Source organism: Bacillus sp. Leaf49 (assembly GCF_001426125.1).
Classification (GTDB): Bacteria; Bacillota; Bacilli; order Bacillales; family Bacillaceae; genus Bacillus; species Bacillus altitudinis.
Genome location: NZ_LMRK01000025.1, coordinates 108,411 through 121,295 on the forward strand (window position 1 = coordinate 108,411; position 12,885 = coordinate 121,295).

The window sequence follows — 12,885 nt, forward strand, 5'->3', positions numbered from 1 at the left end:
GCCCGCATCCCTCCTATGAACAGAAGAAGAAAAAACACCTTTCCATCTCGTCAGATAGAAAGGTGTTTTGATTAAACGTTTTTTCCCGCCGCCTTCAGCGCACGGGCGCCAATGTCACGGCGATAAAATAAACCTGGCTGAATGATTTCTTCAACCGCTTCATACACTCTTGATCTTGCTGCTTCAAATGTGTCGTCAAATGCGGTCACATTTGCTACTCGGCCGCCATTTGTGACAAATTGATCGTTTTCTTTTTTTGTTCCTGCGTGGAAGGTCACAACATCAGAGACCGTTGTTTGCAAAGCACCGATTGGTGTGCCTTTTGCGTAGTCTTCCGGGTATCCTTCTGATGCAAGAACGACACTGACAGCGGCTGTGTCTTTCCACTGCAAGTCCACATCTTTTCCATCTAGAATGTCGAGGAATACTTGGACTAGATCTGATTCAAGACGAGGGAGTACTACTTGCGTTTCAGGATCGCCAAAGCGTGCATTGAACTCAATGACCTTAGAGCCTTCTGGTGTTAGCATTAAGCCTGCATATAAAATGCCTGTAAACGAACGCTCTTCCTGCACCATCGCGCGAGCTGCTGGTTTGACGACGTCTTCCACCGCTTTTTGTACGACTTCATCTGAAATTTGTGGAACCGGTGAATAAGCGCCCATCCCGCCGGTGTTTGGTCCTTTGTCATCTTCAAATGCCCGTTTATGATCCTGTGCGATCACCATCGGATACACCTTTTCTCCATTGACAAAGGCCATCAGAGAAAACTCTTCACCTGTTAAAAATTCTTCAATGACAACCGATGCACTCGCATCACCAAACTTTTCATCCTCTAAAAAGTCATGCAGGCAGTTGATCGCCTCTTCAAGCGTCATTGCCACAGTCACGCCTTTTCCTGCGGCAAGCCCATCTGCTTTAATGACAATTGGGGCACCCTTTTCTTCCACATATGCCTTCGCTTCTTCAAACGATGTAAAGGTGGCATAAGCGGCTGTCGGGATATCATAATTTTTCATTAAATCTTTTGCAAATTCTTTTGAGCCTTCAATGACTGCGGCTTTTGCATTCGGTCCAAATACCTTTAGACCTGCTTCTTCAAATGCATCGACGACACCTGCAATTAAAGGAACCTCTGGACCGACAATTGTTAAGCCGATGTTATTGTCTTTTGCAAAACGAATTAACGCCTCATGATCACCTTCGTCGATCGGTACAAGCTTTGCTGCGTCTGTCATTCCATCATTGCCGGGTGCGACAAATACTTGGCTGACAAGTTCGCTTTGATTCACTTTCCATGCGATGGTATGCTCTCTTCCGCCTCTGCCGATAATTAATACGTTCACACTGTCATCCCCTTAATGTTTGAAATGTCTAACGCCAGTGAAGACCATGGCGATGCCGTATTCATCTGCCTTTTGAATCGATTCTTCATCACGAATAGATCCGCCTGGCTGAATGATCGCTGTGACGCCTGCCTTTGCAGCAGCTTCTACTGTATCGCCCATTGGGAAAAATGCATCAGAACCTAGTGCACTCCCTTTTGCCTTTTCACCTGCTTGCTCAATCGCAATGTTAGCCGAGCCAACACGGTTCATTTGACCAGCACCAATACCTGCTGTCATTTGATCCTTCGCTAGAACGATGGCATTTGATTTCACATGTTTGACGACTTTCCAAGCGAGCTTTAAGTCTTTCCATTCGTCTTCAGTTGGCTCTCTCTTCGTTGGGATAGAGATCGTTGCTTCCTCTAAGCCGTATGTGTCGATATCCTGAACGAGCAATCCACCATGAACACTTGTGAGCTGCTTTTCTTTTTTCCCAAGATCTGCTTCTACATCTAATGTTAGTAGACGAAGGTTCTTTTTCGCTGTTAGCACATCAAGTGCTTCTTGGCTGAACGATGGTGCGATGACGATTTCTAAGAAAATCGTATGGAGCACCTCAGCCGTTTGCTTATCTACTTCACGATTAAGCGCCACAATGCCGCCGAAAATAGACGTTTCATCTGCTTTAAATGCACGATCAAATGCTTCTGCAATCGTTTCCCCTGTCCCAACACCACATGGGTTCATATGCTTTACAGCCACAGCCGCTGGCTCCGTAAATTCACGTACAATTTGAAGAGCTGCATCTGCATCTTTAATGTTGTTGTAGGAAAGTTCTTTTCCATGTAATTGCGTTGCAGTAGCTAAAGAGCCTTTGCTTGGAAGCGCATTTTCATAGAACGTCGCCGCTTGGTGCGGGTTTTCTCCATAACGAAGAGATTGTTTTTTCTCAAATGTGACTGTGAACTGTTCTGGCTCTGTTTCGCCAACAAAGTTCGTTAAATAATCCGCAATCAGGGCATCGTAAGCAGCTGTATGACGGAATACTTTTGCTGCAAGCTCACGTTTTTTCTCTAGTGAGACGCCGCCTTCTTTGATTTGTTGAACGACAGAATCATAATCACGCGGGTCTACAATCACCGTGACGTCCTGATGGTTTTTAGAAGCAGCACGAAGCATACCCGGTCCGCCAATATCAATGTTTTCAATCGCTTCTTCATACGTGACATCGTCTTTGGAAATGGTCTCTTTGAATGGATATAGATTCACAACGACAAGATCAATCGGCTGAATGCCGTGCTTTTCAATCTGTGCCATATGCTCATCGTTTTCTCTCACTGCTAATAGTCCACCGTGAATGTTCGGATGAAGCGTTTTGAGTCGTCCGTCCATGATTTCTGGGAAGCCAGTCACTTCAGAAATACCAATGACATCAATGCCGTTCTCTTGAAGAAGTTTGTGTGTACCACCAGTTGAAATCACTTCAACGCCAAGTTCTGTTAGTTCTTTCACAAAAGGTACAAGATTTGTTTTATCGGAAACACTGATTAATGCGCGTTTGATCGTCATGCCTTTGTCACCTCATTAAGATAATTCTAAAAGTGATTTGATCACTTTTGGATATAGTGTATGTTCTAATTCATGCATTCTTTTTTCAATGGATTCAAGGTCTTCCCCTTGTTCAATATGAATGGCTGCTTGATCAATAATCGGGCCGGTATCCATGCCTTCGTCGACATAATGAACCGTGATGCCAGCCACTTTGACTCCTGCTTGATAGGCTTGTCCAATCGCATCGAGTCCAGGAAATGCTGGCAGTAAAGAAGGGTGGATATTCACGATTTTTCCTCTGAATGCGTCCAGTAATGTCGGACCGATCAGCCTCATATACCCAGCGAGAAAAATCCATTCCACTTCATGCAGCTTCAGCTGTTCAATGATGGTTTGCTCAAAAGCGGCTTTACTCGGGAAAGCCTTCGGCGTAAAAGAAAAGGACGGAATGCCCTCTTTTTCTGCCCGCTCCAGCACCTTCGCACCCGGTTTATCACAGATCACAATGGCAGCTTTTGCCTGCCACTGTTCTTCTTTTAACGTATCAATAATGGCTTGAAAATTTGTCCCGCTTCCAGAGGCGAAGATCGCAAACTTTTTCATGAGAGGCTTCCACCACCGAAAGTGACGCCTTCTCCTTTTTGAACTCGTCCGATAAGAAAGGCTTTCTCTCCGTCTTGTTCAAGTCCGCTGATCACATCCACAAGATCATCCTCTTTGACGGCTAGGACAAAGCCAATGCCCATATTAAATACATTGAACATCTCTTCTGCTTTTAATTGCCCTTTTTCTTGAATAAAGGAGAAAATAGGTGGAACTGGCCATGAGCCGTTATCAATCTCCACACCAAGTCCTTCAGGCAGCATACGTGGTAAATTCTCAATAAAGCCGCCACCTGTCACATGTGCCATACCGTCAACCTTGCCAGCTTTCACTTGTTTAAGAACAGGCTTGACATAAATCTTCGTCGGTTCAAGCAGCTCTTCTCCAAGTGGTCTTGTAAAAGGTTCATATGTTTGGTGAAGATCTAGACCCGCATCTTCAAGCAATACTTTTCGTACAAGAGAATAGCCGTTGCTATGAATTCCGCTAGAGCTGAGTCCAATCAGCAAATGCCCTTCCTTGATGTTCTCACCTGTGACGATTTCATCCTTTTCAACGACACCTACAGAAAATCCAGCAATATCATATTCTTCTTCTGTGTAAAGTCCCGGCATTTCTGCTGTCTCTCCGCCGACAAGCGCTGAACCAGACTGCTCGCATCCGTCAGCTACACCTTTGACGATGGATTCAATTTTCAAAGGATCTGCTTTTCCAACTGCTAAGTAATCTAAGAAAAAGAGCGGCTCTGCCCCTTGTGCAAGCACATCGTTCACACACATAGCAACAGCATCTACACCGATCGTATCGTGTTGATCCATTAAAAAAGCGAGCTTTAATTTCGTACCAACACCATCTGTTCCTGAGACAAGAACGGGCTTTTTGTATGGCAGTTCAGATAAATCAAACATCCCGCCAAATCCACCTAGAGCGCCCATGACACCTGCTCTTTTTGTACGTTCTACGTGTGTTTTCATTCGTTTAACGGCTTCGTATCCTGCTTCGATGTCGACACCGGCGTTTTTATATGCTTCTGACATCCCATTCACTCCTTTTATCTGCTTGTCTTTCATGTATTTTCGGCAGAATGAAAGAGCAGCATATCAAATCACGTTGACTGCTGCTCCATTATTCGATTATTTCGTCAGGACTGTTTCCTTCACATGAGGAAGGACAGTATCTTCATAAATTTCGGTCGGGTATTTTCCAGTAAAGCATGCTAAACACTGACCGCGCTGCGGATCATCATACTTTCTGCCAATCCCGTCCATTAAACCGTCTACAGATAAAAATGCAATGGTGTCTGCACCGATTTCCTGTCTAATTTCTTCCACTGAATGAGATGATGCAATCAGCTCTTCGTGTGTAGACGTATCAATTCCATAAAAACACGGATGAGCGATTGGCGGTGAACTAATGCGTACATGCACTTCCGTCGCACCCGCTTCTCTTAGCATCGTCACAATTCGGCGGCTTGTTGTTCCACGTACGATGGAATCATCCACCATGACGACACGTTTGCCTTCGACCACCCCGCGCACAGCAGACAGCTTCATGCGCACGCCCTGCTCACGCAATGCTTGAGACGGCTGAATAAATGTCCGGCCGACATAACGGTTTTTAATTAAACCTAGCTCATATGGAATACCTGTTGCTTCGGCATAGCCAATCGCTGCAGATATACTGGAGTCTGGCACACCTGTCACGACATCTGCTTCGACATGTGCTTCTTCTGCAAGCTTCTTGCCAAGATTCTTTCTCGCACTATGCACGTTGATGCCATTGATATTGCTGTCCGGTCTTGAGAAATAAATGTATTCCATACTGCACATGCTGCGGTTAATGTTCATCGAGAAGCGCTCAGATTTTAAGCCTTCATCATTAATGATCAGCATTTCGCCAGGCTCTACATCTCGTAAATAGGTAGCACCAACGACATCAAAGGCACATGTTTCAGAAGCGACAACATAAGCATCCCCAAGCATACCAAGTGAAAGTGGGCGTAATCCGTTCGGATCAAGCGCTACGATCATTTCTGTTTCCGTCATGATTAAGAAAGCATAAGCTCCTTTTAGCATGGACAGAGCATTTTTGATTTGATCCTTCAAATCCATATATCCGCTACGCTTAATTAAGTGAGCGAGCACTTCGGTATCAGAAGACGTTTGAAAAATACTTCCTTGATTCTCTAGCTGCTGTTTTAATTGCGTTGCATTGACTAAGTTTCCATTATGAGCAAGGGCAAGACTGCCATTGTTTTGCGAGCGGAAGAAGAGGGGCTGCACATTCTCAAAGCCGCCTCCGCCTGCTGTCGCATACCGAACGTGTCCGATCGCACCTTTTCCCTTTAAATCCTTAAGCTCACCGTTTTGGAACACTTCCGTAATCAGTCCAAGGCCTTTGTGTGACGTCAGGTTTTCACCGTCTGTTGCAATAATTCCCGCACCTTCTTGTCCTCGGTGCTGAAGGCTATGCAATCCGTAATATGTGATTTGTGGGGCTTCTTCGTGCCCCCAAACCCCAAAGACGCCACATTCTTCGTTTAAGCCTCTGATTTCAGCAAGCATGGGATCGCTCCTTTCCATGCGCGTTCAAGCTCGTTGACTGCCGCATGAATCCATTGTTGTCCTTCTTGATTTTTGACAGTGAATACACCATCATTTGTGACCGTTCCGACTTCTTTTGCATCTTGCACAGCCGCAGCAAACGCTTCGCGATTTTCTGGTTTCACTGTGACGACAAAACGTGACTGTGATTCACTGAATAGTGATGCTGCGCTGTTTAGATCGATCTGGATATCAGCGCCAAGACCATCTGTTCCAAATGTACTTTCAGCTAGAGCTACACCAAGACCCCCTTCAGACACATCATGTGCTGACTGAACAAGTCCGTTTTGAATTGCTGCTAAAAGGGCTTCTTGACGCGCCAGTTCTACATCCAAATCAATTTCTGGTGCTTTTCCGTAGATACGGCCTTCAGTCATTTTTTGAAGCTCACTGCCTGCGAATTCTTCCTTCGTTTCACCAATGACGAAAATCACATCGCCTGCCTGCTGGAACGATTGAGTCGTAATATGAGCTGTATCTTCAATCAAACCAACCATGCCAATAACTGGCGTTGGGTAAATGGCTGTTCCATTTGACTCGTTATATAAAGAGACGTTACCGCCGATGACCGGTGTACTTAATGTACGGCAAGCTTCGCTAATGCCGTCAGCAGATTTTTCAATCTGCCAGAAGATTTCTGGTTTCTCCGGGTTACCGAAGTTCAAGTTATCTGTTACTGCAAGCGGACGAGCGCCTGAGCAGACAATGTTACGTGCGGCTTCTGCAACGGCGATCTTACCGCCAACCTCTGGATCAAGGTAGAGATAACGTGCGTTACAATCTGTTGTCATCGCAAGAGCTTTTTTCGTCCCACGGATTCTGAGCACACCCGCATCAGAGCCAGGTGCAACGACTGTGTTTGTACGAACCATATAGTCGTATTGATCGTAAACCCATTCTTTACTCGCAATCGTTGGCTGCTTTAACAGCTGTTTCAATGTATCTGCTGCATCTGTGATCGCTGGAGCTTCCACTTTTGTTTCTAAAAACTCACGATAGTATGCAGGCTCACTTGACGGCTTGTGATAAACCGGTGCTTCTTCTGCAAGTGCATCAACTGGAAGCTCACACACTACTTCTCCTTGATGGAGTAAACGAAGCATTTTATCATCTGTCACATGACCGACTGAGACTGCTTCAAGATCGTATTTTTCAAAAATATCAATGATTTCTTGCTCACGGCCTTTTTCAATGACCAACAGCATTCTCTCTTGGGATTCAGACAGCATCATTTCATACGCTGACATGCCTGTTTCACGCTGAGGGATCAGGTCTAGGTTCATTTCGATACCTGAACCGGCTTTACTTGCCATCTCTGCACTTGAGCTAGTTAAGCCAGCCGCTCCCATATCTTGAATGCCCACAAGCGCATCATTTTTGATGACTTCAAGACATGCTTCAAGCAAAAGCTTTTCCATGAACGGATCGCCGACTTGAACCGCTGAACGTTTTTCTTCTGATTCATCAGAAAATTCTTCAGACGCAAATGTTGCACCGTGAATCCCGTCACGTCCCGTTTTAGCACCAACGTACATGACCGTATTGCCAACACCTTTTGCCTGCCCTTTCTTGATGTCTTCGTGGTTGATTAACCCTACACACATCGCGTTAACGAGCGGGTTGCCTTCATAGCTTTGATCAAAATGAACTTCTCCGCCGACTGTTGGAATACCGATACAGTTTCCATAGCCTGCAATCCCTGCCACTACTTCTTCAAACAAGTACTTCACGCGCGGTGAAGTCAGTTCACCAAAACGAAGAGAGTTTAATACCGCAATTGGACGAGCACCCATGGAGAATACATCACGGATGATTCCGCCGACACCTGTTGCCGCTCCTTGATACGGTTCAATTGCAGATGGATGGTTATGTGATTCGATTTTAAATACAACCGCTTGGTTGTCTCCAATATCAACGATTCCAGCGCCTTCCCCAGGACCTTGCAGAACATGCTCTCCTTTTGTCGGGAATTTGCTTAAAACAGGCTTTGAGTTTTTATAACTGCAATGCTCTGACCACATGACAGAAAAGATACCCGTTTCTGTGTAGTTTGGCAGCCTGCCAATAATGGATTCGATTAAAGCGAATTCTTCATCACTCAATCCCATTTGCTGATACAATTTCTCTTCTTTAATTTGCTTGTGACTTGGTTCAAGCAGTAGTGACATGAGTGTCCCTCCAATTTTTCACGATAGATTGAAACAATTTAAGTCCGTCTGCGCTGCCTAGTAATGAGTCAACCGCGCGCTCAGGGTGCGGCATCATGCCGAGTACATTGCCCTGTTCATTCGTTACACCTGCAATTCGATTCACACTGCCGTTAATATCGTCACCGTAAGTGAAAGCGATTTGGCCTTGTTCAATCAGCTTCGCTAACGTGTCTTCGTCACAGTAGAAGTTGCCTTCTCCGTGTGCTACAGGAATCGTAATCGATTCACCTTTTTGATAACCGCTTGTAAATTGCGTTTCGTTGTTCTCTACAATGAGTTCAACTGGACGACAGATAAATTTTAGATCTTTATTTCGTCTCATTGCGCCTGGCAGAATGCCAAGCTCTTGAAGAATTTGGAACCCGTTACAAACACCAAGAACAGGTTTTCCTTCCGCAGCTGCTTTTTTCACAGCCGGCATGATGTTAGAAAAACGAGCAATCGCACCGCATCTTAAGTAATCCCCATAAGAGAAACCGCCTGGTACGAGTACACCGTCAAAACCATCAAGACTCGTTTCGTCGTGCCGTACATATTCAACTTGTTCACCTAACTCATCTTGAATCGCATGGTACATATCGATATCACAGTTAGAGCCAGGCAAGACGATCACTGCAAACTTCACTGTGCGACAACCTCCTCCACCTCATAGCGGTAATCTTCAATCACCGTGTTGGCAAGCAATTTTTCACACATTTCTTTGACCACTGTATCTAAGTCACGATCTGATTTCTCAATGACTAGCTCCATATATTTCCCGATACGGACATCCTTTACTTCCTGATAAGACATGCTGTGCAAAGCGTGCTGCACGGCACTTCCTTGTGGATCAAGAACGCTCTCTTTTAAGCTGACAAAAATTTTCACTTTATACATGTTTATGGCCTCCAAGTCTTTTGAAAATTTCTTCGTATGCATTTGTTAAGCCGCCCAGGTTTCGTCTGAACACGTCTTTATCAAGCTTTTCGTTTGTGTCTTTGTCCCAAAGCCTACACGTATCAGGTGAAATCTCATCAGCTAGCAAAATACGATTCTCGTGATCTATTCCGAATTCAAGCTTGAAATCAATTAAATTCACATGGCAATCTGAGAAGATTTGCTTCAATTCTTCATTCACTTGTCTTGTGATCTGTTTCATTTCCTCGACCTGTTCAGGTGTCGCTGCATGTAAAATGCGAATATGATCTTCTGTAATGAGTGGATCGCCGAGTGCATCATCTTTGTAGTAAAACTCGATCAAAGGTGTGTCCAGTTTCGTTCCCTCTGGAATCCCAAGACGTTTTGACATACTGCCTGCCACCACGTTTCGCACAACGACTTCAAGCGGTACGATGTCTACCTTTTGAATGAGCTGTTCTGTTTCAGATAGGCGTTTCACAAAGTGATTGTTGATCCCTTTCTCATGTAGCATTTGAAAAATCAAGCTGGAAATTTCGTTATTCAGTCTGCCTTTGCCTTCAATTTCCGCTTTCTTTTCACCGTTAAATGCTGTAGCTGAGTCTTTATATTCAACATATAAAATATGCTCGTCATCGGTCTGATAGATTCTTTTCGCTTTGCCTTCGTAGAGAAGTTCTTGTTTCACAGTCATTCAGATTGGCCTCCTAATTTGAATGTTGGCAATTTTCAGGATTAGGCGCCTGACTAGCAGGCGGCCCATTTCTTACGCAAGACCTAGACGTTCGAAAATCATATCGACATTTTTCAAGTGATAGTTGTAATCGAAGCAGTCAGCGATTTGTTCAGGTGTTAAGCGTGAAGTGATTTTCTCTTCTGCTTCTACTAATGAACGGAATGGTACTTGTTTCTCCCAAGCTTCCATCGCCTTTGGCTGAACCGTGTCATATGCTTCTTCACGTGCCATACCTGTATCAATAAGTGCAAGCAGAACACGCTGAGAATAGATCAAGCCAAGTGTGCGGTCCATGTTGCGTTTCATATTCTCAGGGAACACCGTCAAGTTCTTCACAATGTTAGAGAAACGGTTCAGCATATAGTTCAGTGCAATCGTTGCATCTGGTAAAATGATGCGTTCAGCAGATGAATGAGAAATATCACGCTCATGCCAAAGCGGTACATTTTCATAAGCAGTCAGCATATAACCACGGATGACACGGGCAATCCCCGTCATATTTTCAGAACCGATTGGGTTTCGTTTATGCGGCATCGCTGATGATCCCTTTTGTCCTTTTGCAAAGAACTCTTCTACTTCACGTGTTTCACTCTTTTGAAGACCACGAATTTCAACAGCAAATTTCTCAATGCTTGTTGCAACTAAAGCAAGGGTTGCCATGTAATCTGCATGACGATCACGCTGCAAGGTTTGGGTTGAAATTGGTGCAGCTTTGATGCCAAGTTTCTCACATACATATTGCTCAACAAACGGGTCGATGTTCGCATATGTGCCAACAGCACCAGAGATTTTGCCGTATTCGATGCCGGCTTTTGCTTGTTTAAAACGTTCTAAGTTACGCTTCATTTCCTCGTACCAAAGAGCAAGCTTCAAGCCAAATGTTGTCGGTTCAGCATGTACACCGTGCGTACGGCCCATCATGACTGTATATTTGTGCTCTTTTGCTTTTTCTTTTAGTATGTCAACAAATCTCTCAATGTCCTTGAGCAAAATATCGTTCGCCTGTTTTAATAGATATGAAAGCGCCGTATCCACTACGTCTGTAGATGTTAACCCGTAATGAACCCACTTTCTTTCTTCTCCTAGAGATTCAGATACAGCACGCGTAAAGGCAACCACGTCGTGGCGCGTGTCTTGTTCAATCTCTAGAATACGATCAATATCAAAGCTTGCATTCTTACGCATAGTCACAACGTCTTCTTTCGGAATGACACCAAGTTCTGCCCAAGCTTCACAAGCGAGAATTTCTACTTCAAGCCATGCATTAAATTTGTTTTCCTCTGTCCAGATTGCTGACATTTCTGGTCGTGCGTAACGTTCGATCATTTCCCGTTTCCTCCATCTCTTTCAGTCCATATCTTTGTGATGTTTGCCATCCATTCATCATCAAGCTGTTTCATAAATGTCATATGCCCCATTTTACGGCCGGCTTTTACTTCATGTTTGCCATATAGATAAAGCTTCGCTTCCTTTAAAAGCTCAGGATGTTCTTTTGGGATGTCCACTTCATCGCCCAGCAAATTCACCATCATTCCCTCTGATAAAAGAGCTGTTCCGCCAAGAGGCAAACCGCATATGGCGCGAATGTGCTGTTCAAACTGACTCGTCTCACATAAATCCAATGTGTAATGTCCAGAGTTATGTGGGCGCGGTGCCAGTTCATTGACGAGCAGCTTCCCTTCATTTGTCAAGAACAGTTCAACAGCAAGCGTACCGACTAGCCCTAGCTTTTCAGCAAGCGTTGTTGCCAGTTCTTTTGCTTTCTCCTGAATGCTGCCATCTACCCGTGCAGGCACGATGCTTTGGAATAAAATATTGTGCTTATGAATGTTCTCAGCGACTGGGAATGTCGCAATTTCTCCATGAACAGACCGCGTCACAATCACGGACAGTTCCATTTGGAAAGGAACCCAGCTTTCTAAAATACATGTCCCATGAGTGAGAAGTGCAACAGCTTCATGAAGCTGATCCTTCTCTTTAATGACGTACTGTCCTTTACCGTCGTAACCACCTCTGCATGTTTTCAGCACAGCTGGCAAACCAAGCGCATTTACTGCATCTTTCAGCTCCTTCTCATCATGAACGATGCGATAAGGGGCGACTTCACAGCCTGCATCTACAATCCCTTTTTTCTCCGTTTCACGGTTTTGGGTTAAAAGAAGGAGTTCGCTTCCTTGCGGTAAATACGCCTCTTCCTTCAGTTGATTGAGTGCATCATAATCAATGTTTTCAAATTCATATGTGACCACATCACTGATGTCCGCCAGCTGCCTGATCGCTTTAAGGTCACTGTATGCGGCTGTGATTTCTGTATCAGCAACCTGTCCACAAGGTGAATGTGTGACGGGGTCAAGAACTGCTGCACGGTAACCCATTTGCTTTGCACTGACGGCCATGTATCTGCCAAGCTGTCCGCCGCCGATGATACCAATGGTTGCGTTTGGAAAAATGGTCTGCTTAGCCAAGCTGATCACTGCTTTCTAATACAGTTTGTTTTGTTTGCTCTCTTCTTTCTTCAAGGCGTGTTCCAACGGCTTCATCGAATGCTGAAATCATTTGTGCAGCTAAAAGGCCTGCATTTGTTGCACCGGCTTTGCCGATTGCCACTGTGGCAACAGGTACACCGCCTGGCATTTGAACAATGGATAATAAGGAATCTAGCCCGTTTAATGCTTTTGATTGTACGGGCACACCAATGACCGGCAGTGTCGTTTTTGCTGCGACCATCCCCGGTAAATGTGCTGCGCCTCCAGCACCGGCAATAATGACCTTGAGTCCTTTACCTCTTGCTTCAGTCGCATATTCAAACATCAAATCAGGTGTCCGATGTGCGGATACAACCTGTTTTTCATACGGAATGTTCAATTCCTCTAAGATATCGCACGCATGTTTCATTGTTTCCCAATCAGATGTACTTCCCATGATGACACCTACAAGCGGCTTCATTTTGTCCCCAC

At 44.8% G+C, this 12,885-nt stretch carries 12 protein-coding genes; all 12 read right to left on the reverse strand.

All coding sequences use genetic code 11. The features are described 5' to 3' along the window. Positions 1-71: 71 nt before the first annotated feature. The 12 genes from purD to purE all read right to left on the reverse strand — a co-directional run bounded on the left by purD (position 72) and on the right by purE (position 12,874). Positions 72-1,346: a phosphoribosylamine--glycine ligase gene (gene purD, locus ASG46_RS19040; RefSeq protein ID WP_019743755.1), complete on the reverse strand. Its 1,275-nt coding sequence runs from the start codon at positions 1,344-1,346 to the stop codon at positions 72-74. A gap of 12 nt (positions 1,347-1,358) precedes the next feature. After that, the gene (purH, locus tag ASG46_RS19045; protein WP_008344287.1) at positions 1,359-2,897 is read right to left on the reverse strand and encodes a bifunctional phosphoribosylaminoimidazolecarboxamide formyltransferase/IMP cyclohydrolase; all 1,539 of its coding nucleotides are present in this window, start codon (positions 2,895-2,897) and stop codon (positions 1,359-1,361) included. A 15-nt stretch (positions 2,898-2,912) separates the two neighbouring features. Beyond that, entirely contained in the window at positions 2,913-3,482 is a 570-nt protein-coding gene (gene purN, locus ASG46_RS19050; RefSeq protein WP_056705691.1) for a phosphoribosylglycinamide formyltransferase, read from the reverse strand. Further along, a complete protein-coding gene (purM, locus tag ASG46_RS19055) occupies positions 3,479-4,519 on the reverse strand; it encodes a phosphoribosylformylglycinamidine cyclo-ligase (RefSeq protein ID WP_017366751.1) in 1,041 nt (346 codons plus the stop codon). The genes purN and purM overlap by 4 nt, the downstream gene beginning before the upstream one ends. A gap of 96 nt (positions 4,520-4,615) precedes the next feature. Then, positions 4,616-6,046: an amidophosphoribosyltransferase gene (purF, locus tag ASG46_RS19060; protein ID WP_017359819.1), complete on the reverse strand. Its 1,431-nt coding sequence runs from the start codon at positions 6,044-6,046 to the stop codon at positions 4,616-4,618. Then, positions 6,022-8,253 carry a phosphoribosylformylglycinamidine synthase subunit PurL gene (purL, locus tag ASG46_RS19065; RefSeq protein WP_008344291.1) on the reverse strand — a complete coding sequence of 744 codons (2,232 nt, stop codon included), beginning with the start codon at positions 8,251-8,253 and terminating at the stop codon, positions 6,022-6,024. Before purL ends, purF begins: the two co-directional genes overlap by 25 nt. Beyond that, on the reverse strand, positions 8,237-8,920 hold the full coding sequence (purQ, locus tag ASG46_RS19070) for a phosphoribosylformylglycinamidine synthase subunit PurQ (protein WP_056705694.1): 684 nt from the start codon (positions 8,918-8,920) through the stop codon (positions 8,237-8,239). The genes purL and purQ overlap by 17 nt, the downstream gene beginning before the upstream one ends. Then, positions 8,917-9,171: a phosphoribosylformylglycinamidine synthase subunit PurS gene (gene purS / locus ASG46_RS19075; protein ID WP_003214349.1), complete on the reverse strand. Its 255-nt coding sequence runs from the start codon at positions 9,169-9,171 to the stop codon at positions 8,917-8,919. The genes purQ and purS overlap by 4 nt, the downstream gene beginning before the upstream one ends. After that, positions 9,164-9,886, reverse strand: coding sequence for a phosphoribosylaminoimidazolesuccinocarboxamide synthase (gene purC, locus ASG46_RS19080; RefSeq protein ID WP_007496901.1), 723 nt, complete (start codon positions 9,884-9,886; stop codon positions 9,164-9,166). The genes purS and purC overlap by 8 nt, the downstream gene beginning before the upstream one ends. 72 nt (positions 9,887-9,958) lie before the next feature. Beyond that, the gene (gene purB / locus ASG46_RS19085) at positions 9,959-11,254 is read right to left on the reverse strand and encodes an adenylosuccinate lyase (protein ID WP_056705698.1); all 1,296 of its coding nucleotides are present in this window, start codon (positions 11,252-11,254) and stop codon (positions 9,959-9,961) included. Then, positions 11,251-12,393, reverse strand: a complete 1,143-nt coding sequence (gene purK / locus ASG46_RS19090) for a 5-(carboxyamino)imidazole ribonucleotide synthase (RefSeq protein WP_056705708.1) — start codon at positions 12,391-12,393, stop codon at positions 11,251-11,253. The genes purB and purK overlap by 4 nt, the downstream gene beginning before the upstream one ends. Next, positions 12,386-12,874 (reverse strand): 5-(carboxyamino)imidazole ribonucleotide mutase, encoded by a 489-nt coding sequence (purE, locus tag ASG46_RS19095; protein WP_050827020.1) that lies wholly within the window; start codon positions 12,872-12,874, stop codon positions 12,386-12,388. Before purE ends, purK begins: the two co-directional genes overlap by 8 nt. Positions 12,875-12,885 lie beyond the last annotated feature (11 nt).

What these genes read in the sequence shown, in the direction of transcription:
- purM (WP_017366751.1), bottom strand. Translation starts at nt 4,519, where the DNA reads ATGTCAGAAGCATATAAAAACGCCGGTGTCGACATCGAAGCAGGATAC.
- purB (WP_056705698.1), bottom strand. Translation starts at nt 11,254, where the DNA reads ATGATCGAACGTTACGCACGACCAGAAATGTCAGCAATCTGGACAGAG.
- purL (WP_008344291.1), bottom strand. Translation starts at nt 8,253, where the DNA reads ATGTCACTACTGCTTGAACCAAGTCACAAGCAAATTAAAGAAGAGAAA.
- purC (WP_007496901.1), bottom strand. Translation starts at nt 9,886, where the DNA reads ATGACTGTGAAACAAGAACTTCTCTACGAAGGCAAAGCGAAAAGAATC.
- purE (WP_050827020.1), bottom strand. Translation starts at nt 12,874, where the DNA reads ATGAAGCCGCTTGTAGGTGTCATCATGGGAAGTACATCTGATTGGGAA.
- purN (WP_056705691.1), bottom strand. Translation starts at nt 3,482, where the DNA reads ATGAAAAAGTTTGCGATCTTCGCCTCTGGAAGCGGGACAAATTTTCAA.
- purS (WP_003214349.1), bottom strand. Translation starts at nt 9,171, where the DNA reads ATGTATAAAGTGAAAATTTTTGTCAGCTTAAAAGAGAGCGTTCTTGAT.
- purH (WP_008344287.1), bottom strand. Translation starts at nt 2,897, where the DNA reads ATGACGATCAAACGCGCATTAATCAGTGTTTCCGATAAAACAAATCTT.
- purF (WP_017359819.1), bottom strand. Translation starts at nt 6,046, where the DNA reads ATGCTTGCTGAAATCAGAGGCTTAAACGAAGAATGTGGCGTCTTTGGG.